Source organism: Paenibacillus qinlingensis (assembly GCF_013204845.1).
GTDB lineage: Bacteria > Bacillota > Bacilli > Paenibacillales > NBRC-103111 > Paenibacillus_E > Paenibacillus_E qinlingensis.
This window is the reverse complement of sequence record NZ_JABMKY010000022.1, coordinates 111540-138466: the sequence shown is the minus strand read 5'-3', so window position 1 is coordinate 138466 and position 26927 is coordinate 111540. Positions and strand designations below refer to the sequence as shown.

The 26927-nt window shown below is 50.0% G+C and carries 22 protein-coding genes and 1 rRNA gene; 22 read left to right on the top strand and 1 reads right to left on the bottom strand.

Annotated elements, in window-relative coordinates; translation table 11 throughout:
* Positions 1-2 precede the first annotated feature (2 nt).
* From rrf to HQN88_RS28980, 20 genes are all read left to right on the top strand, one after another.
* Positions 3-119 (top strand): 5S ribosomal RNA (gene rrf, locus HQN88_RS29075).
* Between the two features lie 579 nt (positions 120-698).
* Positions 699-1289, top strand: a complete 591-nt coding sequence (locus HQN88_RS29070; RefSeq protein ID WP_274318909.1) for a chromate efflux transporter ChrB — start codon at positions 699-701, stop codon at positions 1287-1289.
* Positions 1286-1822 carry a chromate efflux transporter ChrA gene (locus tag HQN88_RS29065; RefSeq protein WP_274318892.1) on the top strand — a complete coding sequence of 179 codons (537 nt, stop codon included), beginning with the start codon at positions 1286-1288 and terminating at the stop codon, positions 1820-1822. Before HQN88_RS29070 ends, HQN88_RS29065 begins: the two co-directional genes overlap by 4 nt.
* A gap of 314 nt (positions 1823-2136) precedes the next feature.
* A complete protein-coding gene (locus HQN88_RS29060) occupies positions 2137-3675 on the top strand; it encodes an ABC transporter ATP-binding protein (RefSeq protein WP_173119086.1) in 1539 nt (512 codons plus the stop codon).
* On the top strand, positions 3672-4793 hold the full coding sequence (locus HQN88_RS29055; protein ID WP_173119085.1) for an ABC transporter permease: 1122 nt from the start codon (positions 3672-3674) through the stop codon (positions 4791-4793). The genes HQN88_RS29060 and HQN88_RS29055 overlap by 4 nt, the downstream gene beginning before the upstream one ends.
* 103 nt (positions 4794-4896) lie before the next feature.
* Entirely contained in the window at positions 4897-5826 is a 930-nt protein-coding gene (locus tag HQN88_RS29050; RefSeq protein ID WP_173119084.1) for an ABC transporter permease, read from the top strand.
* A gap of 53 nt (positions 5827-5879) precedes the next feature.
* Positions 5880-6365 carry a nucleoside deaminase gene (locus HQN88_RS29045; protein WP_173119083.1) on the top strand — a complete coding sequence of 162 codons (486 nt, stop codon included), beginning with the start codon at positions 5880-5882 and terminating at the stop codon, positions 6363-6365.
* Between the two features lie 1243 nt (positions 6366-7608).
* Entirely contained in the window at positions 7609-9078 is a 1470-nt protein-coding gene (pucL, locus tag HQN88_RS29040) for a factor-independent urate hydroxylase (RefSeq protein WP_173119082.1), read from the top strand.
* Entirely contained in the window at positions 9075-9431 is a 357-nt protein-coding gene (gene uraH, locus HQN88_RS29035) for a hydroxyisourate hydrolase (RefSeq protein ID WP_173119081.1), read from the top strand. The genes pucL and uraH overlap by 4 nt, the downstream gene beginning before the upstream one ends.
* Before the next feature lie 58 nt (positions 9432-9489).
* Complete coding sequence (locus tag HQN88_RS29030; RefSeq protein ID WP_173119080.1) at positions 9490-10881, top strand: allantoinase; 1392 nt, start codon at positions 9490-9492, stop codon at positions 10879-10881.
* On the top strand, positions 10874-12166 hold the full coding sequence (locus HQN88_RS29025; protein WP_246320515.1) for a Zn-dependent hydrolase: 1293 nt from the start codon (positions 10874-10876) through the stop codon (positions 12164-12166). The genes HQN88_RS29030 and HQN88_RS29025 overlap by 8 nt, the downstream gene beginning before the upstream one ends.
* Complete coding sequence (locus HQN88_RS29020) at positions 12153-13388, top strand: pyridoxal-phosphate-dependent aminotransferase family protein (RefSeq protein WP_173119079.1); 1236 nt, start codon at positions 12153-12155, stop codon at positions 13386-13388. Before HQN88_RS29025 ends, HQN88_RS29020 begins: the two co-directional genes overlap by 14 nt.
* 2 nt (positions 13389-13390) lie before the next feature.
* Positions 13391-14986, top strand: a complete 1596-nt coding sequence (ggt, locus tag HQN88_RS29015; protein ID WP_173119078.1) for a gamma-glutamyltransferase — start codon at positions 13391-13393, stop codon at positions 14984-14986.
* Positions 14987-15073: 87 nt separating this feature from the next.
* A complete protein-coding gene (locus HQN88_RS29010; protein WP_173119077.1) occupies positions 15074-16090 on the top strand; it encodes an XdhC family protein in 1017 nt (338 codons plus the stop codon).
* A 536-nt stretch (positions 16091-16626) separates the two neighbouring features.
* The gene (locus tag HQN88_RS29005; protein ID WP_173119076.1) at positions 16627-17370 is read left to right on the top strand and encodes a nucleotidyltransferase family protein; all 744 of its coding nucleotides are present in this window, start codon (positions 16627-16629) and stop codon (positions 17368-17370) included.
* Positions 17371-17709: 339 nt separating this feature from the next.
* Positions 17710-18696 (top strand): FAD binding domain-containing protein, encoded by a 987-nt coding sequence (locus tag HQN88_RS29000; protein WP_173119075.1) that lies wholly within the window; start codon positions 17710-17712, stop codon positions 18694-18696.
* Entirely contained in the window at positions 18686-20974 is a 2289-nt protein-coding gene (gene pucD / locus HQN88_RS28995) for a xanthine dehydrogenase subunit D (protein ID WP_173119074.1), read from the top strand. The genes HQN88_RS29000 and pucD overlap by 11 nt, the downstream gene beginning before the upstream one ends.
* Positions 20967-21452: a (2Fe-2S)-binding protein gene (locus tag HQN88_RS28990; protein WP_274318895.1), complete on the top strand. Its 486-nt coding sequence runs from the start codon at positions 20967-20969 to the stop codon at positions 21450-21452. The genes pucD and HQN88_RS28990 overlap by 8 nt, the downstream gene beginning before the upstream one ends.
* Before the next feature lie 7 nt (positions 21453-21459).
* Positions 21460-22587, top strand: coding sequence for a BMP family ABC transporter substrate-binding protein (locus HQN88_RS28985; protein ID WP_173119073.1), 1128 nt, complete (start codon positions 21460-21462; stop codon positions 22585-22587).
* A gap of 22 nt (positions 22588-22609) precedes the next feature.
* Complete coding sequence (locus HQN88_RS28980) at positions 22610-23587, top strand: aromatic ring-hydroxylating dioxygenase subunit alpha (RefSeq protein WP_173119072.1); 978 nt, start codon at positions 22610-22612, stop codon at positions 23585-23587.
* Positions 23588-23713: 126 nt separating this feature from the next.
* Here HQN88_RS28980 and HQN88_RS28975 read toward each other — a convergent pair whose 3' ends face one another.
* Complete coding sequence (locus tag HQN88_RS28975; RefSeq protein WP_056612737.1) at positions 23714-23914, bottom strand: hypothetical protein; 201 nt, start codon at positions 23912-23914, stop codon at positions 23714-23716.
* Between the two features lie 77 nt (positions 23915-23991).
* Between HQN88_RS28975 and HQN88_RS28970 the strand changes: the two genes are divergently transcribed.
* Together HQN88_RS28970 and HQN88_RS28965 are read left to right on the top strand one after the other, a co-directional pair.
* Complete coding sequence (locus HQN88_RS28970) at positions 23992-26298, top strand: ATP-binding protein (RefSeq protein WP_173119071.1); 2307 nt, start codon at positions 23992-23994, stop codon at positions 26296-26298.
* On the top strand, positions 26295-26927 hold the full coding sequence (locus HQN88_RS28965; protein ID WP_173119070.1) for a response regulator transcription factor: 633 nt from the start codon (positions 26295-26297) through the stop codon (positions 26925-26927). The genes HQN88_RS28970 and HQN88_RS28965 overlap by 4 nt, the downstream gene beginning before the upstream one ends.

The window sequence follows — 26927 nt, the reverse complement described above, 5'->3', positions numbered from 1 at the left end:
TGTTTGGTGATGATGGCGGAAGGGATCCACGCGTTCCCATCTCGAACACGACCGTTAAGCCTTCCAGCGTCGATGGTACTTGAACCGCAGGGTTCTGGGAGAGTAGAACGTTGCCAAGCAATTGAAAGAGTCTTACTTGGAAAACTCCAGGTAAGGCTTTTTTTGCATTCAGCCTAGTGTCACCTGAATTAAGGCTATCCTCCTGGGTAACCATTAACTGTATTTCCTACAGCTAATTTCAGCGAATTACTCTGTAAAATTGATTTAGATGGAAAACCTACATCTAATAACAACGGATTTCGGCATTTTAACCAGTTCAACCGAAATTAAAAGCACAAAATCCATCTATTTCGATGATTGTGGCAAATGTAGCGAAAATAACTGTACAAAATCCATTTAAGTGTGAGGAGTGGAGAAAAACCTTTTGATGGTGGAACGGAGCGAGGGGGAGGAGAATGGAGAGGAATAGTAGTGGTTGAGTTAGTTTGGGAGATAACGAAATGTGGTGGAGAGTAAAGTAGCTGAGAAGTAGTCAAGGGTGTTGGATGATACGTCAAGCCAATTCCCAAGATTTCAAAGAAATTTTGTTATTTTCACAAAAATATAAGGAGAATCCCTAATAAAGGCTTCATTTTATAATACAATAAGGGTTAGTTTACTTCTTAGGAGAAGCAACGATGAAATGGGAGTGGTACATAGTGGAAAACGCCTATGTTCAGATAGGGACGGCGATGTTTCGGACGGGGATTTTGGGATATGGCGGCGGGCCGTCAATTGTGCCATTAATTCGGTATGAAGCGGTGACGCGTTTTAAGTGGATGAAGGATGAGGAGTTCATGGAGGTGCTGGCGATTGCGAATACGCTCCCGGGACCGATTGCGACGAAGCTGGCAGGTTATCTAGGTTATCGGTTGAAAGGCGGATGGGGTGCGCTGCTTGGTGTTTTGGCGCATATTCTGCCTACTTGCGTGGCGATGGTGGGGTTGTATTCGTTTATTACGTTCTTTAGTACGTCGCATGTAATCAAGGGGATGATCGCAGCGGTTGTGCCGATTGTCGCGGTCATGCTAGGCGTGATGGCGTATGAGTTTGGCGAGAAAGCAATCAAGGGGTTAGGCTGGCCGGCGGGGGTTACTTTTTTCATCATAGCCTTCCTGCTGCTACAACCTTTATCGGTGCACCCAGCTATCGTGATATTCATGTTCCTTCTATATGGAGCCTTCCATCATAAGCTAAAGGACAAGTGGACGAAGAGTAAGAAGACGCTTGGCAAAGGTGATGGCGTATGATGGATTGGTGGCATTTGCTCGTTAGTTTCTTTCTGGCCAATGTATTTGGCTATGGCGGCGGTCCTTCGTCAATCCCGCTGATGTTCCAAGAGATCGTGACGAATCACAATTGGATGAACAGCAGTGAGTTCTCCAATATGTTAGCGCTGGGGAACGCGCTGCCAGGACCGATCGCGACGAAAATCGCCGCGTATGTTGGCTACCAAATCGGCGGCTGGTTCGGCGTGCTGATTGCGGTGGCGGCAACGGTGGTTCCGTCGATTATTGCACTCATCATTTTGCTGAATATGCTGCAGAAATACAAGCAATCCCCTGTGATTAAAGGCATGACTCTGCTGGTTCAGCCTGTGATTGCGATCATGATGGTGCTGGTCACTTGGAGCAGCTTGGTGGAGTCGACGAAAGCGATTGGGTATCTGCAGTTTTTTGGGATCGCCGCGGTGGCCTTTTATTTGATCCAAATGCGTAAAATACATCCTGCTTTTGTGATTCTTGCGGGGTTCGTATATGGTGGGATTTTTCTGTCCACGTAATTGAATCTGACATATGTTTGGCGCTAAGCACAAAGCTTGCGCCTCTTTTCGTTACGAGACCAAACTTGGCGTCATGTTTATTGACGCTGAAGATTGGAGGACCTTATAGTGATGAAAGAGGGATATACTTATCAGATCGGCTATATCGTTTTCATGAAACAGCAAATCCCTAGTTGGGGTTTGCTGTTTTGTTGTAACGGGGTGAGAGTAGTAGGGATTTGCGGTTTCTCGAGGTGGAGAGTAGTAGGGAGATCCTGTTGTGTCATATCAAAGCGAGTAGATATTGTCTAACGGAATAAGGAGGTCGGGGACCTATGCGTACACATGAGAAAGATGCCGTTGAGATGGTCCAAATCGTCAAGCAGTTCGGTTCTGTGCTGGCGAATGATGAGGTGGATTTCAGAGCGAAGGCTGGGGAGATTCATGCGCTGCTAGGCGAAAATGGTGCGGGCAAGAGCACGATGATGTGCATGCTGTCCGGCGTATACCGGCCGACGAGCGGGGAGATTTACATACATGGCGAGCAGGTGCGCATTCGCTCACCGAAGGATGCGATGAAGCTGGGGATCGGCATGGTGTTTCAGAACTTTCGCCTCGTGCAGACCCTGACGGCTGCTGAGAATATTGTGCTTGGTGAAGCTGGCTCTTACTGGCGCGGCCCCAGCTGGTTGTCGAAGAAATCGGAGGAAATCGAGGCGATTTCGAAACATTTTGGGCTGCTGTTTCCTGTAGATCGGCCCATCTGGCAGCTATCTGTTGGCGAGCAGCAGCGAGTGGAAATTGTAAAGACGCTCTATCGGGGAGCGGATTTTATTATTTTGGATGAGCCAACGTCAGTGTTGACACCGGGAGAGGTTGATCTCCTTTTTGAGACGCTGGACCGGATGAAAAAGGAAGGCAAAACAGTCATTATGACGACGCATAAGCTCAAAGAGGTGATGTTCGCGGCGGATCATATCTCGGTCATGCGTAAGGGCAAGATGATTGCGACAATGGCGAAATCGGAAACGAGCGAGCGTGAGCTGGCTCAGTTGATGGTGGGCGAGATGAGCTTAACGACCCGGGCGCAGTTGAAAGCGAAAGTGATTGGCAAGCCAATGCTCACGGTGAAAGGGCTTGATGTGTATGCGGACCACGGACGCAAGGTGCTGGATGGGCTTCATTTTGAGATAAATGAAGGGGAGATTGTCGGTGTTGCAGGCGTCTCCGGGAACGGGCAGAAGGAGCTGGCAGAAGTGCTGACAGGGCTGCGTGTTTGGAAGCAGGGGGAGGTCCATTTTGACGGAAAGATGATGAGGAATGGTTCGGTTCGGGGAGCGATTGAGCTTGGGATCGGCCACGTCCCGGAGAATCGTATGCGCAGCGGCCTTGCGGGAAGTTTGGACTCGGTGGATAATCTGTTGTTCAAAACATACCGCTCCTCGGAACGGTCGAGGTTTGGTTTGCTGCGGACAGGGAGTAATCGGAGTTGGTCTCAGCGGTTGGTCGAGATGTTCGATGTGAAAACGTCGGGGATTGATTCGCCCGTTCAATTCATGTCGGGTGGGAATCAGCAGAAGCTGCTCCTTGCCAGGGAAATTGATCAAGGTCCTAAGCTTATGATTGCGGTACATCCGACACAGGGACTCGATGTAGGTGCGTCGGAGGGTGTGTATCAACTGCTGGAGGATTTGCGAAGCAAGGGGCGCTCTGTGCTGCTGATTTCGGAGGATCTGGATGAAGTGTTGCAGCTAGCTGACCGTATTCTGGTCATGTATGACGGGCGCATTGTCGGGAATTTGCCGAGGGAAGCGGCGAGCCGCGAGCATATCGGGATACTGATGACGGCGGGATCGGAGGAGGATGCAGGATGAGTGAACAACGAACAGCAGGCAGCATTCCCATCGAAAATAAAGTGCCAAAACGCGGAGTGGGGTTCCGGTTGCCGTATCGTTTGGAAATCGATCCCGCAGGGGCGAATAGTCCTTGGTGGGTCACGATTATCGCCATCTTATTGGCGTTGGTGGCTTGTGGGATTTTTATGGCGTTGAATGGGATGAATCCGTTCATGGTTTACAGCAAAATGGTGAAGGGAGCCTTCGGCTCCACCTTTGGATTGACAGAAACACTAGTGAAGGCGATACCTCTGCTCCTTTGCGGGCTGGGCGTGTCGATTGCCTACCGCATCTCCGTTTGGAACATCGGTGCTGAAGGCCAGTTTGTGGCAGGGGCGATGGCGGCGACGGCGATTACGGTATATTTGCCACATCTGCCGATGTACCTCTCGATTCCAGCTATGATGGTCGCGGGCATTGTGGCCGGCGGTCTCTGGGGATTGCTGACGGCGATACCACGGAACTATTTTCAGGTAAACGAACTCATTACCTCGTTGATGCTAAACTATGTGGCGTTGCTGGCGCTGAACTATGTGGTTTTCGGGCCGTGGAAAGATCCCAAAGGTTTTAACTTTCCAGGATCTCCGATGTTCACGGTTGCGCAGTCCTTGCCTACCTTTGGTACAACGCGGCTGCATGTGGGGTTGATTTTTGCCATTATCGCTGTGCTGATCTATGCTTTCGTCGTCCGTTATACACGCTGGGGCTATGAGCTGAGATTGATTGGTGCTAATAGTGAGGCGGCTAAAAATGCTGGCATTCGTATTTCCAGACATGTCCTGCTGGTAATGGTAATTAGCGGCGGATTGGCGGGGCTTGCTGGCATGGGGGAAGTGTCTGGCGTAGCGCACCGTCTCCTGTACGGGATTTCTCCTGGGTATGGGTATACGGCTATTATTGTGGCTTGGCTGGCGAAGCTGAATCCGATCGGGCTTGTGGTTGCTTCTGTGCTTTTTGGTGGGCTCATTGTTGGCGGGTATAGTGTGCAAACGATTGGGCTTCCCTCTTCCATTTCCTCGATGATTCAAGGAGCGATTTTGTTCTTTCTCATTGCTGGGGGGATGGCGGGGAAATTCCGTATTCGTCGGAACGGTTGAGAGAGTTAGGATGATGCGGATTGGCGCGAGAAATGTTGGGCAAGTCGGGGAGACAGAGAGTAGCAATTTTATTTAACGTTGTTAATGAACGGGGGTGTAAGAGATGGATACGATCACACAAATCATTGTTTCGGCGATCTCTTCGGGTACACCGTTGCTTTTGGCCGTATTGGGAGGCATCTTGATCGAAAGATCCGGTATCATGCAGCTTGGCGCTGAGGGCTTGATGTTAATGGGGGCGGTGACTTCGTGCCTCGTTTTTATACATACAGGAAGTTTAGTGCTGGCTATTGTATGCGTGCTCGCGGTGAGCGGGGTGCTCGGAGTACTTCATGGTTTCTTATGCGTTACGCTGCATGCAAATCAGGTAGTATGCGGGTTGGCGATGACGATATTCGGTGCTGGGCTTAGTGCGTATTTAGGGAAGCCTGTGAGTGGTCAGCCACTTGTGGGTGCGGTACCGAAGGTCGATATGCCGTGGCTGGAGCCTGTGCCGGTGATTGGCAAAATTTTTGCCCATATGGATTTGTTTACATGGTTAAGTTTCGGGCTCGTGCTGGCTATGCACCTGTTTATCCATCGTACCTCATGGGGGCTTCATCTTCGCGCAGTTGGGGATAATCCGGCTACGGCGGATGTGATGGGGATCCCCGTGATCGCGTTTCGCTACGGCTGCATTGTTGTGGGTTCGATGCTGATCGGGGTTGGCGGGGCCGATTTGTTACTTGTCTACACACCAACTTGGAACGAGGGGATGACCTCGGGTCGCGGTTGGATTGCGGTGGCGCTCATTATTTTTGCGAGGTGGAATCCGATTCGTGCGCTCGTGTGTGCGTATTTCTTCGGCGTCTTGGATAGTTTGGGGTTCCGTGTGCAACTGATCGGCAGTCATATTCCTTCTTACTTTCTGAAAATGATTCCGTACGTCGTCACCATCCTGGTGCTGATGTTCCTCGGTTGGCGGAATAAAAATAAGCCATCTGGTGCGCCTGAGGCGCTCGGTGTGCCTTATATACGTGAGCAGAGATTTTAAGGACTAGACAGTGGAATACAGCAGGAAGAATGAGAAAACTAGGAGGGCAAAATATGAGTGAATTTGAGGTTCACATTCCTTATTTGAAAAGATGTGTAGAGCTTTCTGTACAGGCTAGAGAAGCTGGTAATACGCCGTTCGGTTCGTTGCTTGTGGGGCCGACTGGCGAAATTTTGCTGGAGCATGGCAATGTTGAGATTACTGAATCGAACTGTACAGGGCACGCGGAAACGATGCTCATGGAGGTAGCTTCCAAGCGATACAGCAAGGAAGATCTGTGGGCGTGTACGTTGTACACTTCAACGGAACCGTGCGCCATGTGCGCGGGTGCCATATATTGGGGCAACGTGGGGCGCGTGATCTTTGGCATGTCGGAAGCCATGCTTGCAGGGCTGACGGGGGACAATGAGCAGAATCCGACGTTGATGCTGCCTTGTCGTGAGGTTTTTGCCAGAGGGAACAAGCCGATCCAGGTGATCGGTCCTGTTCCTGAGGTTGTGGAAGCGGCAATCGCTGCGCATAGTGGGTACTGGGATTGAAATAGGGAAAGCCATCAGGATGTTTGTTGTTCTGATGGCTTTTTTGCGTGGGTTGGAGGTTGTGGAAGCAGGCCCTTCGGAGGGCTGGGGGGAGGGCTCCGTGGCTTCGATGTTGTATTTGGTACAACATTATGGAGTGCTTTTGCCCTGAAATAGGGGTGAGGTTGTATTCTGTACAACATTTTCGGCGAAATTTACCTGAAATGAACTGAATTGAAGAATAATTTTGTACGTTATGCAACTTGTGAAGTGATTTAGCTTGTTTAAGGACTCCTAAGTTGTATGAAATACAACATTGGGAGGAGGTTGGGAGAGGAGTGAAGGTGAGGAGTTGAAGTTGGGTTGGAGGGTAGGGAGTAGAAGGTTGGCAAGTGGAAGGTGAGAAGTGGGAAGTTGGGGTGGAGGGTAGAGAGTAGGAGGTCGGCAAGTAGAAGGTGAGGTGTGAAAGTTGAGTTGGAGGGTAGGGAGTAGAAGGTTGGCGACTAGAAGATGAGGAGTGGGAAGTTGGAGTGGAGGTTAGGGAGTAGAAGGTCGGCAAGTAGAAGGTGAGGAGTGAAAGTTGGGTTGGAGGGTAGGGAGTAGAAGGTTCGCAAGTGGAAGGTGAGAAGTGGGAAGTTGGGGTAGAGGGTAGAGAGTAGGAGGTCGGCAAGTAGAAGGTGAGGAGTGAAAGTTGAGTTGGAGGGTAGGGAGTAGAAGGTTGGCGAGTTGGAGGTGAGAAGTGGGAAGTTGGGGTGGAGGGTAGGGAGTAGGAGGTCGGCAAGTAGAAGGTGAGGAGTGAAAGTTGAGTTGGATGGTAGAGAGTAGAAGGTTGGCAAGTTGGAGGTGAGGAGTGAAAGTTGAGTTGGAGGTTAGGGAGTAGAAGGTTGGAACGTAGAAGGTGAGGAATGGGAAGTTGGGGGGCAAGGTAGGGAGTAGAAGGTTGGCAAGTAGAAGATGAGGAGTAGAAAGTTGGAGTGGAGGTTAGGGAGTAGAAGGTTGGCAAGTGAAAGCCGAGGACAGAAAACTTGTTGTGGAGGAGGTAGATTGTGGAGTAGATAAGCAGTTCGCTTAATGCTGGTATGGACAGGGCACGAAGCCCTGCCAGCCGCCTATTTTAGCAAAAATACAAAAAAAGTTAACGATGTTATGAAAGATTACAAACTTCTTTCATATAAATTGACCCATAGGGATGGCGCAATTACAATGAAACAAATCTTGGAAGAGAATGCATGGCATTTAAGGCGGAAATCGAGGTGTCGGGGCTATGAAGATCACACGGAAGCAAGTCAATGACATGAGTCAAGAAGCGTTCGTTCTAGTGTTTGGTCCGCTGTTTGAGCACTCGACTTGGGTGGCAAAACGGGCTGAAGGATCTCGGCCATTTGCCGACATCAAGGATATGATTATAGCCCTAGAACGAGAGGTAGAGGGGGCTAGCCATGAAGAGCAGCTGGCGTTGCTTCGGGCCCATCCCGATCTGGGGACACGCGTGCGGATGACTGATCACTCTGTCCAAGAGCAGTCAGGTGCTGGTCTCAACCTGTTAACTGCCGAAGAGTACGAAAAGTTTCTTTCTTTAAATAAACAGTACACGGAGCGATTCCAGTTTCCTTTTATCATGGCGGTGAAGGGCCAGACCAAGGACACAATACGCGAGGCGTTAGGTCATCGTATTCAAGGAACTCCTGAAGTGGAGCTGCTTACAGCATTGCAGGAGGTTTGTAAGATTGGGCGATTCCGCCTGGCAGATATCGTGATGAATGAAATGGAGGAGAAAGCGATGGAACAAGCAAAAGGCGCAGAGAGAATTATGTACTACGGGAAAGGTGATGTTTGGGTCTATCGTTCTTATGCCAAGCCACTCACGAATATCACGCTGATTCCGGAATCGGGTTTCACAGGGCGAGATAATGTACTGTTCGGCATGAACATTAAGGTGGCGGTGAGCGGAGAGAAGCTGTTCACCTCATTTAGCGAGGGAGATAACACCAACGTTGTAGCTACGGACTCGATGAAAAACTTCCTTTTACGCAAAGCAGGGGAGTATGAAGGATCTACAGCAGAAGGATTTCTGGCTTTCGCGAGCCGGCTCTTCCTAGAGAAGTATCCATGGATGATGGGGATCAAAATGAGTGCGGATCAGGTAGCATTCGAAACGTTGCCGGTACCGGGTGCCAATGGCTTACAAGCAGGAGATTTGGTGTATCGCTATTCACAAAATGAACACCCAAGCGCATTCGTGGAACTCGTTCGCGTTGCAGATGATATCGTCCTCGCAGACCACTCAGCTGGCATAGCTGATCTAAAACTGATCAAAGTCAAAGGAAGTTCGTTCGCCGGTTTCGTTCGCGATGAATACACGACATTGCCAGAATCATCGGATCGCCCTCTGTTTATATTTCTAGACATCGCATGGACCTATGAATCAGCAGAAGATGCCTTTGATGCCGATCTAGGACGCTATGTAGCGGCTGAGCAAATTCGTGATATTGCGCATACCGTATTCCATGAGCAGCATTCGCCATCGATCCAAAACCTCATCTATCGCATCGGGCAACGTTCGTTACTGCGCTTTCCGCAGTTGAAAGAGATTCGTTTCGAGTCTAACAATCGGACGTGGGAAACGATTTTAGAGGAAGTTTCCGTAGGTGAAGGCAAAGTGTTTACAGAGCCTAGGCCACCGTATGGTTTCCAAGGATTTTCGATGACAAAGCGTGATCTGGAGGGCTTATGAGCGTAGGGATCACATCGCACGTTCTGGATGTAAGCAGCGGCAAGCCAGCAGTTGGCGTGAGAATCGACTTGTTTCGGCTTGAAGGAGGCGTGGCAGAGATGCTTCGCACAGGTGTTACGAATACAGATGGCAGACTGCCAGGGCCGATGCTGAGTGGGGATGATTTTACAAAGGGTACGTATGAGCTTCTCTTTCATGTAGGTGACTACTTCAGAGCGAAGGGTGTGGAGCTTCCAGAACCTGCTTTTCTAGATCAAGTACCGATTCGTTTCGGTGTGGCGAATAAGGGTTTCCATTATCACGTTCCCTTATTAATTGCACCTTGGGGGTACAATACGTATCGCGGGAGTTAGTGTCAAGAAATCAGCGTTAATTGCATAGACAGAGAGCTTCGAGGGAGGGTTTCGTAGGATGAATCGATTGGATCTTATCATTCGCAAAGGGACGGTAGTCCTGCAAGATGAGTGTCGACAGCTGGATATCGGGATACGGAACGGCAAAATTGCAGCATTAGGCGAAAACCTCGTCTTCTCGGAGCAAATACCTGTTTATGAAGCAGAAGGTTTAACGATCCTGCCGGGCATGATTGATGCACATGTTCATTTCAATGAACCGGCTCTTGGTCATTGGGAAGGGTTCGTCACAGGTTCAGCCTCGCTAGCTGCTGGTGGATGCACAACTTACATCGATATGCCACTCAATGGTGTTCCACCTACCGTTCGGCTCAGTGCATTGGAGATGAAATTGGAAGCAGCGGAGGGGCAATCCTATGTTGATTATGCCCTCTGGGGCGGTCTCGTTCCTGGCAATATAGGCGAGCTAGAGGCATTGGCTCAAGCTGGTGTGATTGGTTTTAAAGCTTTTATGTCGGACCCGGGCGGAGAAGGTGAAGATATATTCACGGAAGTGGATGATGAGACGTTAGTTAACGGCATGAAGGAAATTGCACGCTTAGGTCTAGTGCTAGCGCTTCATGCCGAGAGCGAGGAAATTGTCTCCAGACTAGCTGCGGAGGCTGCCCTAGAGGGTAAGCGCAGCGCACTAGATTTCATCGCAACAAGGCCGATTGCCGCTGAAGTGGAAGCTGTGAACCGTGCATTGGGCTATGCGAAGCAGACAGGCTGTAAGCTGCATTTCGTGCATATCTCTTCTGCAGAAGCCGTACAGATGATCACGGAGGCGAAGGCAGAGGGATTGGACGTAACGGCGGAAACGTGCCCGCACTATTTGGCCCTAACGGATGTGGATGTCGAACGCATCGGCCCCCTTGCAAAGTGCGCGCCACCGATCCGCACAGCGGAGGATCAAACGCGTTTGTGGGCAGAGCTTACGGCAGGTCGGTTCGACATCATCGCGTCGGATCACTCCCCTTCACCGAAGCACATGAAGCAGGGGGAATTCTTCGCGGCATGGGGCGGCATTTCTGGGGCGCAAAGCTCGCTGGAGCTCATGTTGCACGAAGGTCATCTCCGCAGAGGCATTCCTCTAACGGAGCTAGCTCGAATGCTTGCGTTGGAGCCAGCGAAACGCTTCGGGCTCTATCCTCGCAAGGGGGAAATCGCGATAGGTGCTGACGCGGATCTAGCTTTGATAGACTTGGCAGCAAGCTATACGCTGCAAGAGAGCGACCTGCTTTATCGTCATAAGCAAAGCCCTTATGTGGGAAAAACATTTGGCTGCAGCGTGAAATCAACCTTCCTGCGTGGCGTTAACGTGTACGAAAGAGGCGTGGGAGTCGGAGCAGCGTTAGAAGGAGCTTGGTTACGTCACAGTGCATCGAACGGAGGCGGGCTAGATGGCTAAAATGAAGGGGAACCCACAGGAAGAAATGCTAGCTCAATACGGGGAGCGAATGCTGCTAGCTTTGGAGTGGCTGGCGACCTTCGGCGCCGATCCAAAAGGCGGCGTGACCCGACTCTTGTATGCAGAGCCCTGGCTCAAGGCGCAATTAGCACTGATAGACAACATGCAGAGCATGGGGCTCAAGGCAGATTTTGATGAAATCGGCAATGTGTACGGTAAGTTGCAAGGATCGGATCCAACGCTCAAGCCGATGCTTACAGGTTCACATATTGATACTGTCAAAAACGGTGGGAAATACGATGGCGCCTACGGTGTCATCGCATCGATGATGGCGCTTGGTTATTTGAAGGCCGTGTACGGGGCACCGAAACGGACCTTGGAGATGGTCTCCTTTTGCGAGGAAGAGGGGAGTCGCTTTCCATTAGCTTATTGGGGCTCTGGTCATGTGACAGGGGTACTTTCCTTAGCTGAAGGCTCAGGTCTTGCTGATCCAGAGGGTGTGACGTTACTTGAAGCGATGGAGCGCGCGGGCTTTGAAATCGTTCAGGGTGAACTCCATCCAGCGAAACGTAATGATATAGGTGGTTATATTGAAATTCATATCGAACAGGGAGCAGTCCTTGAGTTTAAAGAGAAGCAAATTGGTGTAGTTACAGCTATTGTTGGTCAAATTCGAATGACGGTCGTCGTTACGGGGATACCGAATCATGCGGGAACGACCCCCATGACCATGCGCAAAGATGCGCTGGCTGCCGCCGCCGAGATGGTCGCGCTGACAGAGAAGATGGCACTTGCGGAGGGCGAACCTTTGGTAGCCACCGTTGGGCGCCTAGAAGTAAAACGAGGGACATCGAATGTGGTGCCCGGCGAAGTTGAGTTTACGTTAGATATTAGGCATACTGACAAGCGGAAGATGGAGACTTTTCGTGCGGAGCTAGTATCGCGGTTTGTGGAAATCGCTGTGCGAAGAGAACTTTATATAGATACGGTTGAACATCTTAATGCGTTACCAGTGGCCATGGATAGTGGGATTTCGGCAGAAATTGAGGCTGCCTGCGATTTCTATGGCTACGAGCATATTCGTATGCCAAGCGGAGCGGGGCACGATGCTCAGCTATTCGGACCGATCTGTCCGTCGGCCATGATTTTCGTGCCGAGTCGGGCAGGCATCAGTCATAATCCCAACGAGTTTACGAAGCCGGGGGATCTTATTGTCGGTTTCCAGACACTCGTTCATGTGTTATATCAATACGGCTACGGGGGAAAAGCAGATGAAAACCTATAAAGATTTATCACCATCCCTTCGAACCATTATGACCCCGGGACCGGTGGAGGTTGACCCTAGGGTGCTTCGCGCGATGTCGTATCCTATCCTGGGGCAGTTCGATCCAGAGTTTACGGAGCTTATGAATGAAACGATGGAGATGCTTCGGGACGTATTTCAAACGAATAATCAATGGGCGTTTCCCATCGATGGGACTTCCCGTTCAGGTATAGAGGCAGTACTAGTAAGTATCATCGAACCGGGAGATAAAGTGCTCGTTCCGATCTACGGACGATTTGGTAATTTATTGGTAGAAATTGCCGAGCGTTGCGGGGCTGAGGTGGCAATTATTGAGCAGGAATGGGGAGCTGTGTTCGATCCCATTGACATCATTACAGCTATCGAGCGGGAGAAGCCAACGATCGTGGCGATGGTTCACGGTGAGACGTCGACAGGCTGTATCCAAAAATTCGATGGAATTGGGGCAGCCTGCCGAGAAATGGACGCCCTTCTCGTCGTGGACGCTGTAGCCACGATAGGTGGTGTACCCTTGAAAACCGACGAATGGCAGCTGGATGCGGTGATTGGTGGTACGCAAAAATGTTTATCCGTACCATCGGGCATGTCTCCGATTACGTATAATGATCGCATTGAAGCGAAGGTCATGCGACGTAAAACGATCGAACGGGGACTGCGGGAGAAAGGATCTCCAATCTCCTCAGTTAAAGCTGTGGCGAGTAACTATTTCGATCTCGGCATGCTGCAGGATTACTGGAGTCCGAAGCGGTTAAATCACCATACAGAGGCTACGACGATGCTGTATGCACTACGTGAAGGATTACGCATTGTTCTGCAGGAGGGACTGGAAGAGCGATTCTTGCGCCATAAGCGTCATGAAGCGGCTTTGGTTGCTGGCTTGCAGGCGATGGGGTTAACGCTTTATGGTGACTCACTGTGTAAGCTGCCTGTAGTAACTTGTATACGTATTCCCAGCGGTGTCGATGGGGAAGCTGTTCGATCGATGCTGCTGAATAGCTTCGGCATTGAAATTGCCTCTTCCTTCGGTCCATTGAAGGGACAGATTTGGCGCATCGGCACGATGGGTTTTAGCTGTAATCAGAAAAATGTGCTGCATGTCCTCGGGGCGCTTGAAGCAACACTGCATTGGTATGGTGTGGATATATCTGTAGGGAAAGCGCTGCAAGCTGCACTAGCGGTATATGCTCTTAAACGGGAGGAATAATCATGCTAAACATCATGCCACGAGCAGAGCGAGCCATGATTGCTACGCCACATTATTTGGCTAGTTCCGTGGGGAGTGCGATTTTACAGCAGGGAGGCAATGCCTTCGATGCAGCAATTGCCATTAGCGCGACCTTAGGCGTCGTTTACCCCCATATGACGGGGCTCGGCGGGGATGCTTTTTTCCTCATGCATGAGGCTGCAACAGGCGCTTATACCGGATTTAATGGAAGCGGGAAGTCTGCTGCGAAGGCGACGCCTGATTTTTATAGAGAGCAAGGGATGAATCAGATTCCACAGCGCGGCATTTTAAGCGCAATAACAGTTCCGGGTATGGTGGATGCTTGGTGGCAAGTGTGGGAAAAGCACGGCAAGCTTCCGTGGGCGAAATTATTGGACGCAGCCATTGGTTACGCGGAAAAGGGGTTCCCGATCTCCCGTAATTTACTGTTCTGGATGCGTAAGGATGAGCCATTCATTCGGGACTCTGTTCAGCTTAGCGCTTTGTATATGCGAGATGGCGAGCTTATGAAGGAAGGCGATCGGCTGATTCAGCCTGACATGGCAAGGACGCTCCGACTGCTTCAACAAGAAGGAAGAGATGCGTTCTACTCGGGCTCGCTCATGCAGACCATTGTGGATAACGTGGAGCTGGATGGCGGACTGCTTACGGAAGAAGATTTCCGCAGCTTCGCTGGCGAATGGGTGGAACTGCTATCAACGACGTATCGTGGATACGACATTTATCAAATGCCGCCGAACTCACAAGGGTTCACAGCGCTCATGATGATGAATATGTTAGAACATATTGATATGGCAGCTGTGCCTAGAGCATCGGCGAACTTTTACCATCTGATGTCGGAAGTGATCAAGAAAGCGTTCAAAGATCGCGATCGTTATTTAACGGATCCGCATTTTAGAGAGATACCGCTCCAAAGATTGTTGTCGAAATCGTATGCGCAGGAGCTTTGGAGTGAGATTCAGGCGAATCCATTGAAAGTTAGTGAGCATCTCTCACCTGCGATAGGTCAGGACACCGCCTATGCGGCTGTTGTAGATGAAGAGGGGAATTCGGTTTCTTTCATCCAAAGTCTCTATTTCGATTTCGGGGCAGCCTACGTACCTGGCGATACAGGCATTATTATGCAAAATCGCGGCTCGTTCTTCTCACTTGATCCTGCTTGTGCGAATGTGTTGGAGCCACGTAAAAGATCGTTCCATACGTTGATGCCCGCGATGGTAAGTAAGGCAGGTAAGCCTTACATGCTGTTCGGTACGCAAGGTGGAGAAGGACAGCCGCAGACGCAGCTTTCGATACTCACGGGGGTATTGGATTACGGTTTATCGATTCAGGAAGCCATTTCACTGCCACGTTGGGTCTATGGGCGTACTTGGGGAGAAGATGGGGATGCGCTGAAGCTGGAGCATCGGCTTGAACCAGAGGTATATACCAAACTCAAGCAATGGGGGCATCGCGTGGAGCCCGTGAAGTCCTGGGACGGCATTATGGGGCAGGCGCAGGGCATTGTTATTGATGAGCAGGGGTTTATGAGTGGGGCGGCTGATCCGCGTGGTGATGGGTTGGCGATTGGTTGGTAGCAAAGGTTTGAGCTGGGAGACTAACAAATCGTGAATGAAAGAGAAATGTTTCAGGTAGTATTTTATAAAAAGAAGGAGCGATGAGCGATGGAGGCCTATGACATTTTGCAAGCTGTGGAAAGTGATACAGGGGCACGTGTATTAGCGACAGTGATTCATGTGGAAGGCCACGCTTATCGCAAGCAAGGAGCCCTCATGCTATTGATGGCAGATGGAAGCGCCGTGGGGAGTATATCACCTGGCTGTTTGGAAGGGGACCTCGCTGCATACGTACCAGGCGTCTGGGAATCGCAAAAACCGCAAATGGTCGAATACGACATGAGGCCTGCCGATGACTTCGGTTGGGGAGAGACGATTGGATGCGGCGGGTTGATTCGTATTGTGCTGGAGCCGCTTGCTGGAGAGCTGCTGGTTAACCTGCTGGTCGTGAAAGACAGATTGGATCGTGGTGAAACTGTGGGGCTCATTCGCACCTATACCGATGGGTATTCAGATATTAGGTACGCCTTGCGTGGTTCAGGTTTAGATGAGCAGAGGCTTACTGCAACTTCATCTGTGAGGGAGCCAGTTGGCTTTGTAACGAGCACGCTATTTATCCCAAAACCAAGAGTCATCGTGTTCGGTGCCAATCCTGATGCGGTCCCGCTCGTACAAATGGCTGCAAGCAGCGGCTTCCGTGTGGTGGTTGCGGACTGGCGTGAATCGTTCTGCAACGCAGAGAAGTTCCCAGGTGTAGAAACGATGGTCGCTTTTCCAGAAGCGTTGGTCGAAAAGCTTGCGCTGCATGAACGCGACTACGTCGTGATTATGAGTCATCAATTTGAGAAGGATACGGCCTTCTTCCGAGGCATTATGGCCTATCACTTACATTATCTGGGCATTATGGGCTCGAAGGAGCGTACTGCGAAAATGCTGGAGGGTTTCGAGCGCCCCGATTGGCTGCATGCGCCAATCGGTCTCAACATCGGCTCGGAAGGTGCGTTCGAGAATGCGATTAGCATTGTGTCTGAGTTGATTGCGATCAAGCGGGGCAAACACGGCGCGGGTGCGTGGTCAGCACCTTTGGCTCATGGACGTGATGTTGGGAGCTTTTGCTCGTGGTGAAAGTGGTGGAGATGATAGAAGTGGAGAAACGGGTGGAGCTGGGGAAACAAGAGAAGAGGGCGAAACCGGAGAAGATGGTGGAACAAGGGTGAAGCTGTCAGGTTAACGGAATTGGCTTTGAACGAAATTGAATATATGTTGGCTTCAAGCTATGAAAATTGGACATCGTGGTGTGCTTATTTCTCAATAATTTCAAGCAATATGCAGTTTAAGACCATTGCGAGTGCTTATTCTAACGTGTAGGGGGATTTTTCTTCAAAGTTTTGGATAATAGGGTATTATTGGGTGCTTAAAGTTGATTGTGCAGCATCCTATGGATGAATAAGCACGTGCCGTGGTCTTATTTCAGATATCTTAATCCTTCTAGACCTGACAACATTGGAGGGAGGGTGGAACTGGGGGAGATGGTGGAGCTGGGGAATATGGTGGAACTAGGGAAAGCTGATGCAACTAGGTGAAGATGGTGGAGCTGAAGAAACGGGTGGAACTAGGGAAATCAGTGGAATCAGGGAAACCGGAAACCGGTGGAAGCGGAGATGCTGATGGAACTAGGGAAAGAAACAGAGAAACCAGAGAAACCAGAGAAACCAGAGAAACCAGAGAAGAAGGTGAAATCGAAGATGAGGGTGAGATCAGGGAAGCGCAAGATGGTTGGTATCTACTTGGCGGCTGGAAGCAGTCGGCGAATGGGGACCGCGAAGCAGGCCCTTGAGTTAGCAGGTATTAGCCTCGGGGGTATTGCGCTATTGAAGGCGCTAGGCTGCGCTGCGTTCGAGCACGTAGTTGTGGTTGTATGCGAAGGCGATACGCTGGCGTGGTTGCCGGAAGAGGCACGTCATGAGCTCGAGAGTGGGAGATGCCGGATCGTGGTGTGTCCAGAGGCTAGTCTGGGCATGGCCCACTCGCTTCGCATGGGTATTCATGCCGCAGGGGAGCTGGAGGCTGATGGTGCGATGGTTATGCTGGCTGATCAGCCATTCATCGAAGCAGCAATGTTGGATGGGCTGATTGATGCTTATGAGGCGGGAGTGGAAGTGGAGTACGATTATGTGGCTAGTGGTGATAAAGGGATCCCGAAGCCGCCAGTTATTTTAGGGAGCGGGATGTGGTCAGATATCGCTTCGTTGGAAGGTGATGCTGGCGCGCGAGCACTGTTTCATTTGCCTGCTTTTAACGGGCAGATTATCGAGGCAGCAGAGCTAACATTTATGGATATAGATACCGCGCAGGGATATGAAGAGGCAAAAGCGATCTACAAAGACCTTTATACGTCATATTAGATAACATAATACTAGCTGTGGAGTGCATTGATACGAATGATGCGCTATTTTTTTATATAAAAAAACAAAATGATGTTATGTTAGTTGACGTTAATTTCGAATATTGTTTATAGTAGATCTAATTTATCGGAGCGATTGAAGAACGTTGGGTCATGCAAGGACGAATGAGGTAGGAGCTGGTGGACTTGGAGCACTTTGATTTCGCTGAAAGAGCGGAACGAGATTCCGTCAGATGGCGCGCAACGAACACACTCACCATGCAGCATGCCGGCTTCTCGCGGTACACTCAGAACGCATAACGAGCACGTGGTCATTCAGAATCTCTGAGGAGGGTTGAATATGTCAATTCCGATGCATCAGCTACCCGAGCAGCAGCCTTCCGTATGGCAGCCAACAAGTGTGGAGGAAGCGATTCAATTGAAGCACAAATGGGGCAAAGATGCTGTCCTTGTTGCCGGAGGTACTTGGCTTCGCACGCGCTGGGAAAATGGGCTTGCCCCGATACCGCAGCATTTCATTAGTCTTGGACGAATTCTTGTACTCTCGGGATTAACGGTTAATTCCCAAGGTCAAGTTCATATAGGCCCTGCCCTTAGCATTGCAGAATTGATGAAAAACGAGCTGGTTCAGCAGAAATGCGAACTTCTCGTGCAAGCCTGTTCGGAGATTGCAGCTCCGTCGATTCGGAACTTAGCCTCGATCGGCGGCAATGTGATGACACGTACAGGAGATCTGATTCCCGCACTACTTGTGATGGATGCACAGATACAGTGTACAGATGGCCAGAACGAGCGAACGATTGGTTTGAAGGAATGGCTGACGGCTCCGCTAGATGCTCCTGACGAGATTATGACGGGGATTATTGTGCAGACAGGAGGAGCGGGGAGTCAGGATGGCAAGGAGAACGCCGCCAAGATCCCTGAAGATGCTAAATCGACGGATGGACAGCTAGTTGTTGCAGAAGAACCGAAGAGTACCCATGAGTTCTACTTCAAGGTTGGACGCAGAGAAGCATTCACGCCATCGGTTGTCACCGTCGCGGGAAGGATTTCACTTCAATCTGATGGGACAGTTACCGACATCGCCTTAGCGGCTGGCGGAGGCAACGCGGTTCCAGCGAGGTTCACAGCTCTGGAAGCGGGAATGATTGGAAAGCCTTTAAACAAGGCAGCCTTGCAGATACTCCACAAAGGGGTAATCACGGACTTCGACGCTGTGGCGGATGATTATGCTGGAGTAGCTTACCGCAAACAGACGGCAGCTAATCTAATCATGTCGGAATGTTTCAAAGCTTGGCGCAAAGGGGGCGGAGCCTATGCTCCTTAATCGGAATGCGAAGAAATGGATCATTAGACCTGATGGCAAGGAGAAGGTGACAGGGGAGCTCCGTTATCTGACCGATTTAACAGCGCCAGGTATGCTGCACGGGAAAGTGCTGCGGAGTCAATACCCGCATGCGTGGATTCTTTCTATGGATACAACGAAAGCCAAACAATTGCCCGGTGTGCGCGTGGTCTTAACAGCTGACGACGTACCAGGGTTGAATTTGTTTGGGATTGCTTTTCCTCATCAGCCGGTGTTTTGTAAAGATCGTGTTCGATATATTGGGGATGCGCTGGCATCTGTTGCGGCAGATACAGCGGAAATAGCGGAATATGCACTAAGCCTCATTGAGGTCGTGTATGAGCCGCTTCCACTTGTAGATAATCCAGAGACCGCGCTGGAAGCGGGTACGATTATGCTGCATCCAGAAGGAAATCTGCTTCATCAAACCTCCCTACAGCATGGGGACACGAATATTGGGGAAGTTTTCGATACCTGTGTACACGTCGTGGAAGAAACTTATCTGACACCTCGGCAAATGCATACGTATATGGAAACCGAGGGCGGCCTCTTTATTCCAGAAGGGGATGGAAGGCTAACCGTTTACTCGCCGACCCAGCATGGCTATAAAGATCGTTTCCAGTTGGCGCGAATCCTTGGCATTCCCGAAGAACAAATCAGAGTTGTTTCCAGTCCAATTGGTGGTTCGTTTGGCGGGAAGGATGAGCTCAATGTGCAGCCCTTCGGTGCACTGATGGCACGAAAGACAGGCAAGCCGATCAAAATGCACAATTCCCGTCGTGAATCCGTGATCTCCGGCATTAAACGTCATCCGATGCGGATTATGATGAAAACGGGAACCGATGCGCAAGGAAAGCTGATCGCGCACCAAGTTCGCATCCTTGCAGACACAGGGGCATACGCGACACTAGGTTGTGAGGTGTTGAATTTTGCCACCGAGCACGCAATTGGTCCTTACACGATCGCGCATGTTGACATTGAAGGCAAGAGTGTCTACACGAATAACGGTGTATCCGGTGAGTTTCGGGGCTTTGGCGGCAATCAGGTGATTTTCGCGGTGGAGAGCCAAATCGAACGCCTGGCCGAGAAGCTCGGCATAGACGCGTGGGAGCTGCGCAAGCGCAACTTGCGCCAGCCAACCGATCCTGGCCCGATGGGCCAGCAGATCGTGGCTACCGAAGGCGCCGCCCAAGTGTGGGCGAAGGCGCAGGAGTCGCCGCTCTGGGCGAAGCGCGCCAGCAGTGCGCGCGGGCCAGAGCAAGAGCCGTGGCTGCGCCGAGGCATCGGCGCTTCGCTGGTGATGCACGGTGCCGGGCTCGGCCTCGGCATCCCCGATCATTCCGGCGGCCGCATCGAGCTCACGCCGGAGGGCAAGATCCAGGCCTCCTTCGGCTTCGAGGAGTTCGGCCAAGGGCTCTACGCAGCGCTCACTTTGATGCTGCAGGACTGCTTCGGCTGCGCCGCCGATGACATCAGCATCGTCATCGGCGATACCGACCGCGTGCCGAGCAGCGGTTCGAGCACGGCCTCCCGCGCCACCACGATGATGTGGCGCGCGCTCCAGCGGCTGAAGCCAGCCTTCGTGCTGGCGCTGCTGGAGCAGGCTTCACAGCTCTGCGGCATTCCATCCGCGGAGCTCGCAACCGGCGCAGGCGGAATTCATCACAAGGGTGATGAATCCCGGGAGCCGGTTGTCACGTATGCGGAGGCTGCTGCGGCAGCAGCTAAGCCGATCCTCGCGCATACGGAGTTCGACTACCCGACGACGCCCGAAGGGCGGGTCGGCGCGCACTACCTGTACTCGTACGCAGCAGTCATCGTAGAGGTAGAGGTCAATACGCTGACAGGACGGGTCAAGGTACTGCAGACCGATCACGTCATCGCCGCAGGTCCTGTCATTAATCCAATGGGCTTTCTTGGACAAATTGAGGGAGGCAGTGTGATGGCCTTGGGCTATACACTGACCGAGGATGCCGTGATGAAAGATAGCCGGTACCTAAGGCATAACTTGGACACCTATCTCGTTCCCACTTTCAGTGATAGCCCGCACAGCATTCAAGTTGAAGCCATTGAAGAGCTGCCGGAGGGAGATACATTTGGCCCTCGCGGCGTAGGAGAAATCGGTTCTGTCGGTTTGGCTCCTGCCATTACGGCGGCAGTGCGGCAAGCGACAGGCATTTGGGTAAATAAGTTGCCCATATCACCAGAAGACATCGTGCAATCCATCGATTGGTTAGAAGGGGTGGAGGCCAGTGATTAATACATCTTTTGTGCTAGATTGCACCATTAACGGGAAGGCAGTGTCGATCTTAGTGCCTGCGTCCAAAAGGATGTCAGCCGTTCTACGGGATGACCTGTTGATGACCGGCACCAAGGTTTCTTGCGAGATTGGGCGCTGCGGTGCTTGCATGATTCTGCTGGGCGGTCAGCCAGTGAATGCCTGTTTACTGATGGCCTATCAGGCATCGGGCAAGGAACTTACGACCATTGAGGGGATATCAGCAGGCGAAGAGCTGCATCCAATTCAACAAGCGATGTTAGAGGAGGGGGGATTGCAGTGCGGCTACTGTACCGCCGGCATGGTTGTAACCTTAACCGCGTTGTGGGAATCGAACCCTGCTCCAACGAGGGCTGAGGCCGAGAAAGCACTATGCGGGAATATATGCAGGTGCACAGGGTATGAGGGGATTTTCAGAGCAGTAGAGAAATGCGGATTGTCCATAAAAAGAGAGGGGTAGAAGCGCTATGCGAAAAACCATACTGTCTATTACTGCTATTATGTTAGTGATTTTAAGCGCCTGCTCCACAAGTACGACAACAAGTTCTACAACAGCACCAGCTTCTACCACGGCAGCTTCCACCGCAGCAACAACAGAGAAGAAACTTCCAAGAGTTGCTTTTGTCTATATCGGCGTACCCGGGGATGGCGGCTGGACGTTCGAGCATGATCAAGGCCGGTTGATGATGGAGAAAGAACTAGGAATTAAAGCGACGACGGTTGAAAATATTCCAGAAGGCCCTGACGCTGAGCGTGTATTTGAAGAGTTGGCTCAGAAAAATGATATTATTTTCGGAACGTCATTCGGGTACATGGACCCCATGGTTGCGGTAGCGGCGAAGCATCCGAATGTGAAATTCTTGCACGCCACTGGCTACAAAACAGCGCCGAACCTAGGCACGTACATGGGACGTGAATATCAAAGTGCTTACCTTGTTGGTATGGCTGCAGGGAAAATGACGAAAAACAACCATATGGGTTATGTCGGAGCCTTCCCGATTCCTGAGGTTATTTATACGATTAATGCGTTCACGTTAGGCGCGCAAAGTGTGAATCCCAATATCGATGTCTCCGTGGTGTGGAGCAACACTTGGTTTGATCCTGCAACAGAGAAGCAAGCGGCTATTTCCTTGTTGGATAAAGGCGTAGACGTTTTGGCGGCTTACCAAGATTCACCCGCAAGTATTCAAGCGGCTGCTGAACGCAAAGTATGGGGCATAGGGAACGATTCCGATATGGGCAGATTCGCACCGGATACGTACATATCGAATCCGAAATGGAACTGGGGTCCTTACTACGTGAAAACGGTGAAAAGCGTCATGGACGGCACGTGGAAATCCGAAGCTTACTTCGGCAGTATGAAAGAGGGCATCACAGACATTGCGCCGCTTGGCAAAAATGTGCCAGCGGATGTTAAAGCGCTAGTAGAGAAGAAAAAAGCAGAAATTCTGAACGGTACGTTCGAAGTATTCCAAGGACCTATCGTGGATCAAGATGGCAAAACGCGCTTCGATTCCGGGAAAAAGATGACGGACGAAGAAATCCTTGGCACGACTTGGTTTGTTAAGGGCATTAAAGGTGTTATACCTAAATAAAGCACAAAGGATGTGACTGGCGATGACAATACAAGATATCGCATTAATTCACGAGTGGCACCCGGTGTTGTTATCGTCAGCACTCACGGATAAGCCGGAGGCTGTTGTTGTACTAGGGGAGAAAGTAGCGGTATTCCGCACCACGCAAGGCGTCCACGCGTTCAAAGACTTATGTATTCATCGCGGTGTGCCGCTGTCACTTGGGAAAGTAAGCGGTGATGAGCTTGTATGCGCGTATCATGGCTGGACATTTAATGGATGTGGCACATGTACCAAAATTCCTTCCTTGCCGAAGCATCAAGCGATACCCTCGAAGGCTCAAGCATTCGTGTACGCTTGTGTAGAAGCACATGGCCTGATCTGGGTTTGCTTAGGAACACCAGCTGGGCCGTTGCCGAAAGTGAGTGCTTACGTGCCTGAAGGCTTTAAGGAAGTGTTCATGGGTCCATACACCCTGCAAGCAGCTGGTCCCCGCATTATTGAAAATTTCCTCGATGTGTCCCACCTTATGTTCGTGCATGAGGGGCTGCTGGGCGATAGTGACTTTGCTGAGATTAATGATTATCGCGTGTTGGAAGAAGACGGCGTTCTGCGTTCCGAAGAAATCATTGTATATCAACCGGATGCGGATGGGACAGGGCGCGGGGTGAACAGTCGTTATGTGTATGAGGTGTTCGGACCTTTATGTGTAGCTTTTACGAAGAGAGACGACGTATCCGATCATATTTTTCGGCTGTTTCTGATGGTGCTGCCGGTTACGGAGCAGACTAGCGTGGCTTATATGCTAAAGCAAAGAAACTATGCGTATGACGAACTCGATGAGGTGTTCATCCAATTCCAAGACAGGCTCATTGAGCAGGATCGGATCATGGTTGAGAACCAGAAGCCGGAGCTGCTGCCGCTAGATTTGCAAGCCGAGCTTCATTTGAAATGCGATCGTTTGAGCATTGCTTACCGCAAACGCCTGCGCGAGTTAGGGGTCACCTTCGGGACGGCCTAGCGAGAATTGTCGGATCTGGGAAGAGTAGTGCGAATGACATGCATACGAATTAAAAAAAGGATTGTATAATTAGCATGTGGCTAATATGCAATCCTTTTTTGTATTTGGTAAAATAAGACTACTAGATTACCACCAATAGTTAGAAGGCTCATTAGCATTTTGTTTTCTTGTGTCTGAAGGGGTTGTGAATGTTTTGATAAGTGCAGCTGTTTCTTCAGCAGATAGAGGTTGAGCCACCATAAAGGAATCTGCCTGCTTGCGCAGTTCTGCGCGCTTCACTGCTTGTACGGAACGTTGCAATTCTGGGTTTAATTGGATAATTGCCATTGTTTTAGCTCCCTCTTTTTTAATAATAGTTTACAAGAGTGATTATAGCAAAATATTGGAATTTAGGGGAGAGTAAATTGAAACTAGCAGCGAAAATATATGTGAGTATTTCTATGGTACTCTTCATTTCCTTGCAAATTTGGTGTTCGTTTGTAACCTTCCATTTTCCCTATAATGGTATCTACTTGGACACGGCTCGTACAGACGAATGGATCGTCAGTAAACTTGAGGCAAATAGCACGAATGATAAGATTCATATCGGCGATAAAGTCGTTGCGATTGATGGGAATCCACCAGGTGAATGGTCGACCGTCAAGCGTTGGAATGTGGTTGAGAAGGCCAACACAGTTGTGATTTGGCGAGATGGCGTTGTAGAATCTATCGATTTAAGGACTAGCCGACCAGCCCTGTTCGATATCGTTTCGCTCGCGGAGGAATTCGTCTGTCTATTCATGTGCGTATTATTATTGGTGAGGGAAAGTCGTTCACCTTCCGCACGATTGCTAGCTTTCTCGTTTCTTAGCGCGGCCCTAATCTTTATGAGTTTAGGCGCATCCATGCGGGGAGATTTAATAGGCAAGTTAATGATTGCTAGTTCGATGATGGTGCTGCCCATTGTTTTCCTACATTTTCTCGTGGTGTTCTTCAAAGAAAAGGGAGATATGGAGCTGCCCAAGGGTCACTTTAAATATTTATACGGGATAGCTTTGCTTGCATTTGTATTGCGAGGTTTATACTTCTTCCCTTCAATGGCATTCGTATATCAGCATGACGGATCGGTCACCATGGGATTCTTCATTATCGTTATTTCCTTAAATATTTCCCTATTGGCAACGTTGTTTGTGAAGGTTAGGAAAGCACAGACACCGCTTGCTGGTATTATCAAAAGTGTGTTTTACTCATTACTCATTTCGTTTCTGCCTATTATCTGTCTCTCCTTCATCCCACAGCTCATTATTGGAGATTGGATATTCGATCCTATTTATACCAGCTGGCTATTATTAATATTTCCGATTACGTTCTCCTATTTAATAGCTTCCGATCAGTTATACGATATTGGCCTTGTCGTACGGCGTGTTGTATTTGCTGCTCTTATGGCGGTTGTGCCCGTCAGCTTGTTTACAGGAGCTTTTGCCATTATTTTTCATGGGGAAACGAATGGGAAGCAAATTTTATTCGTATTCCTCGGCGCAATCTTCCTTCTTTCAGCGATGTTGTATGCAGCCGAATATTGGACGACGAGGTTAGAGCCCTATTTGTTCCCAAGAAAATACATATTGCAGTCGGCGCTCAAAAAGATTTCTAAAAATCTGGGGACCATTTCCAGTTTTCGCGATTTGAAGGATATCATCCTTGTCGATATTGTTGGCACCTTGCAAGTGACGGGCGGTGCGATTGTTTTTCGGCATAAAAACGATATTGAAATTATTTGCGAAGGCGAAGTCGATACGGCAGAAATCCAGCGATTGGTGAATTCATCTGCCATTCTCGATCATCCCTATTACACATTCTTGGAAATGAACTGCCATGAGGAATACACGAGCTATCTCATCGTGACACGGAAGAAGACGAACACGCGAATCGCGAAGGAAGAGTGGCAGTGGTTGCAACTAATCACCTCGTACTTGGAAGTAAGTATGGAAAATGTGTATCTGATTCGTAAGTTAACGGGCAGACTTCAGCAAATGGTTTCCCATCTTCCGCAGGAAGAACATCTCTGGTTACGGAAGGTGATGTTCGAGCTGCAGGAGGAGGAACGTGTTCGCATTGCCACGGATCTTCATGATACGACGATGCAGGATTTATTTTTCCTCAAGCGAAGATTAACTTCATTGGCTGAGAAACCTTCGATGCGTCAAGAGGATCGCGAACAGCTGAACAGCATGAACAACTTTGTGGAAATGATCAATGCCAGCTTGCGTCAGAGCTGCTTCGAATTGAATCCTCATTTATTGAAAGAGGTAGGGTTGAAGCAAACCTTGAAGACGTTCGTTGAGAAGGAATCCTATACGACGCCATTCGAGATTTCCTTCCGGGCTGAGCAAATTTCTGAAATTGAAGGCAAGGATTTATCGGCCAAAAGGCATATTTTCCGAATTGTACAAGAATTACTTAACAATGCTAAGAAACATTCGCAGGCGGCTAATGTCAGCTTTCATCTGTGGGAAGAAGATCATTTCTTTTATTTAAGTTATCGGGATGATGGCGTAGGGTTCCTTGTGAAGGAAGAGGTAGCCGTTGAGATCGCCGCTTCGGGCATGGGGCTTGCTTATATGAGAAGCCGTGTGCTGCATGTAGGCGGAAGCTTTGAACTGGAGACCGCCGAGGGGGAAGGGACCCATATCTTAATCACAATACCAACTGAGGAAGTGATGTCAGCATGAGTGAGATCGTCAAAACATTAGTGGTCGATGACCATCCCTTATTCGCGCGGGCGACGAAAACGTTGCTTGATGAGATAGATCGTATCGAGGTTGTCGGGGTTGTTAGTAATGCTAAGGAATGCTTGGAGTATGTGAAGCTGCATCAGCCTGGGCTCGTATTTCTAGACTATCAGCTTCCGGATCAGACGGGCACAGAGGTTGCCGCACAGCTTAAGCAACTCTATCCGCATATCCATGTTGTTATTTTTACCGGCATCGAGCTAGCAGGTATTTATAATAAACTAATTGAGATGAAAGTAAGCGGTGTACTGTCCAAAGAGTCGACGGAGCGGACGATTAAGAATATGGTGTATTGTATTTTAGATGGGTATACGATGATTCCGCTGTCCTTTTTCAACCAGATGCAATTCCATGAGGCCGATGCGGGAGAAGAATGTGAACTGCAAGAGGAAGAAGTGCTCATGATGAACATGCTGGTGAAAGGGGCTACTCACGAACAAATTGCGGAGCGGATTTTCATGAGCAAGCGTACGGTTGATAATTATTTGCGTAAAATTTATGACAAATGGGGCGCGAAATCAAGGACAGAGGCTTTGGAGAAGTTTATCAAAAGTAAATATTACACCTGA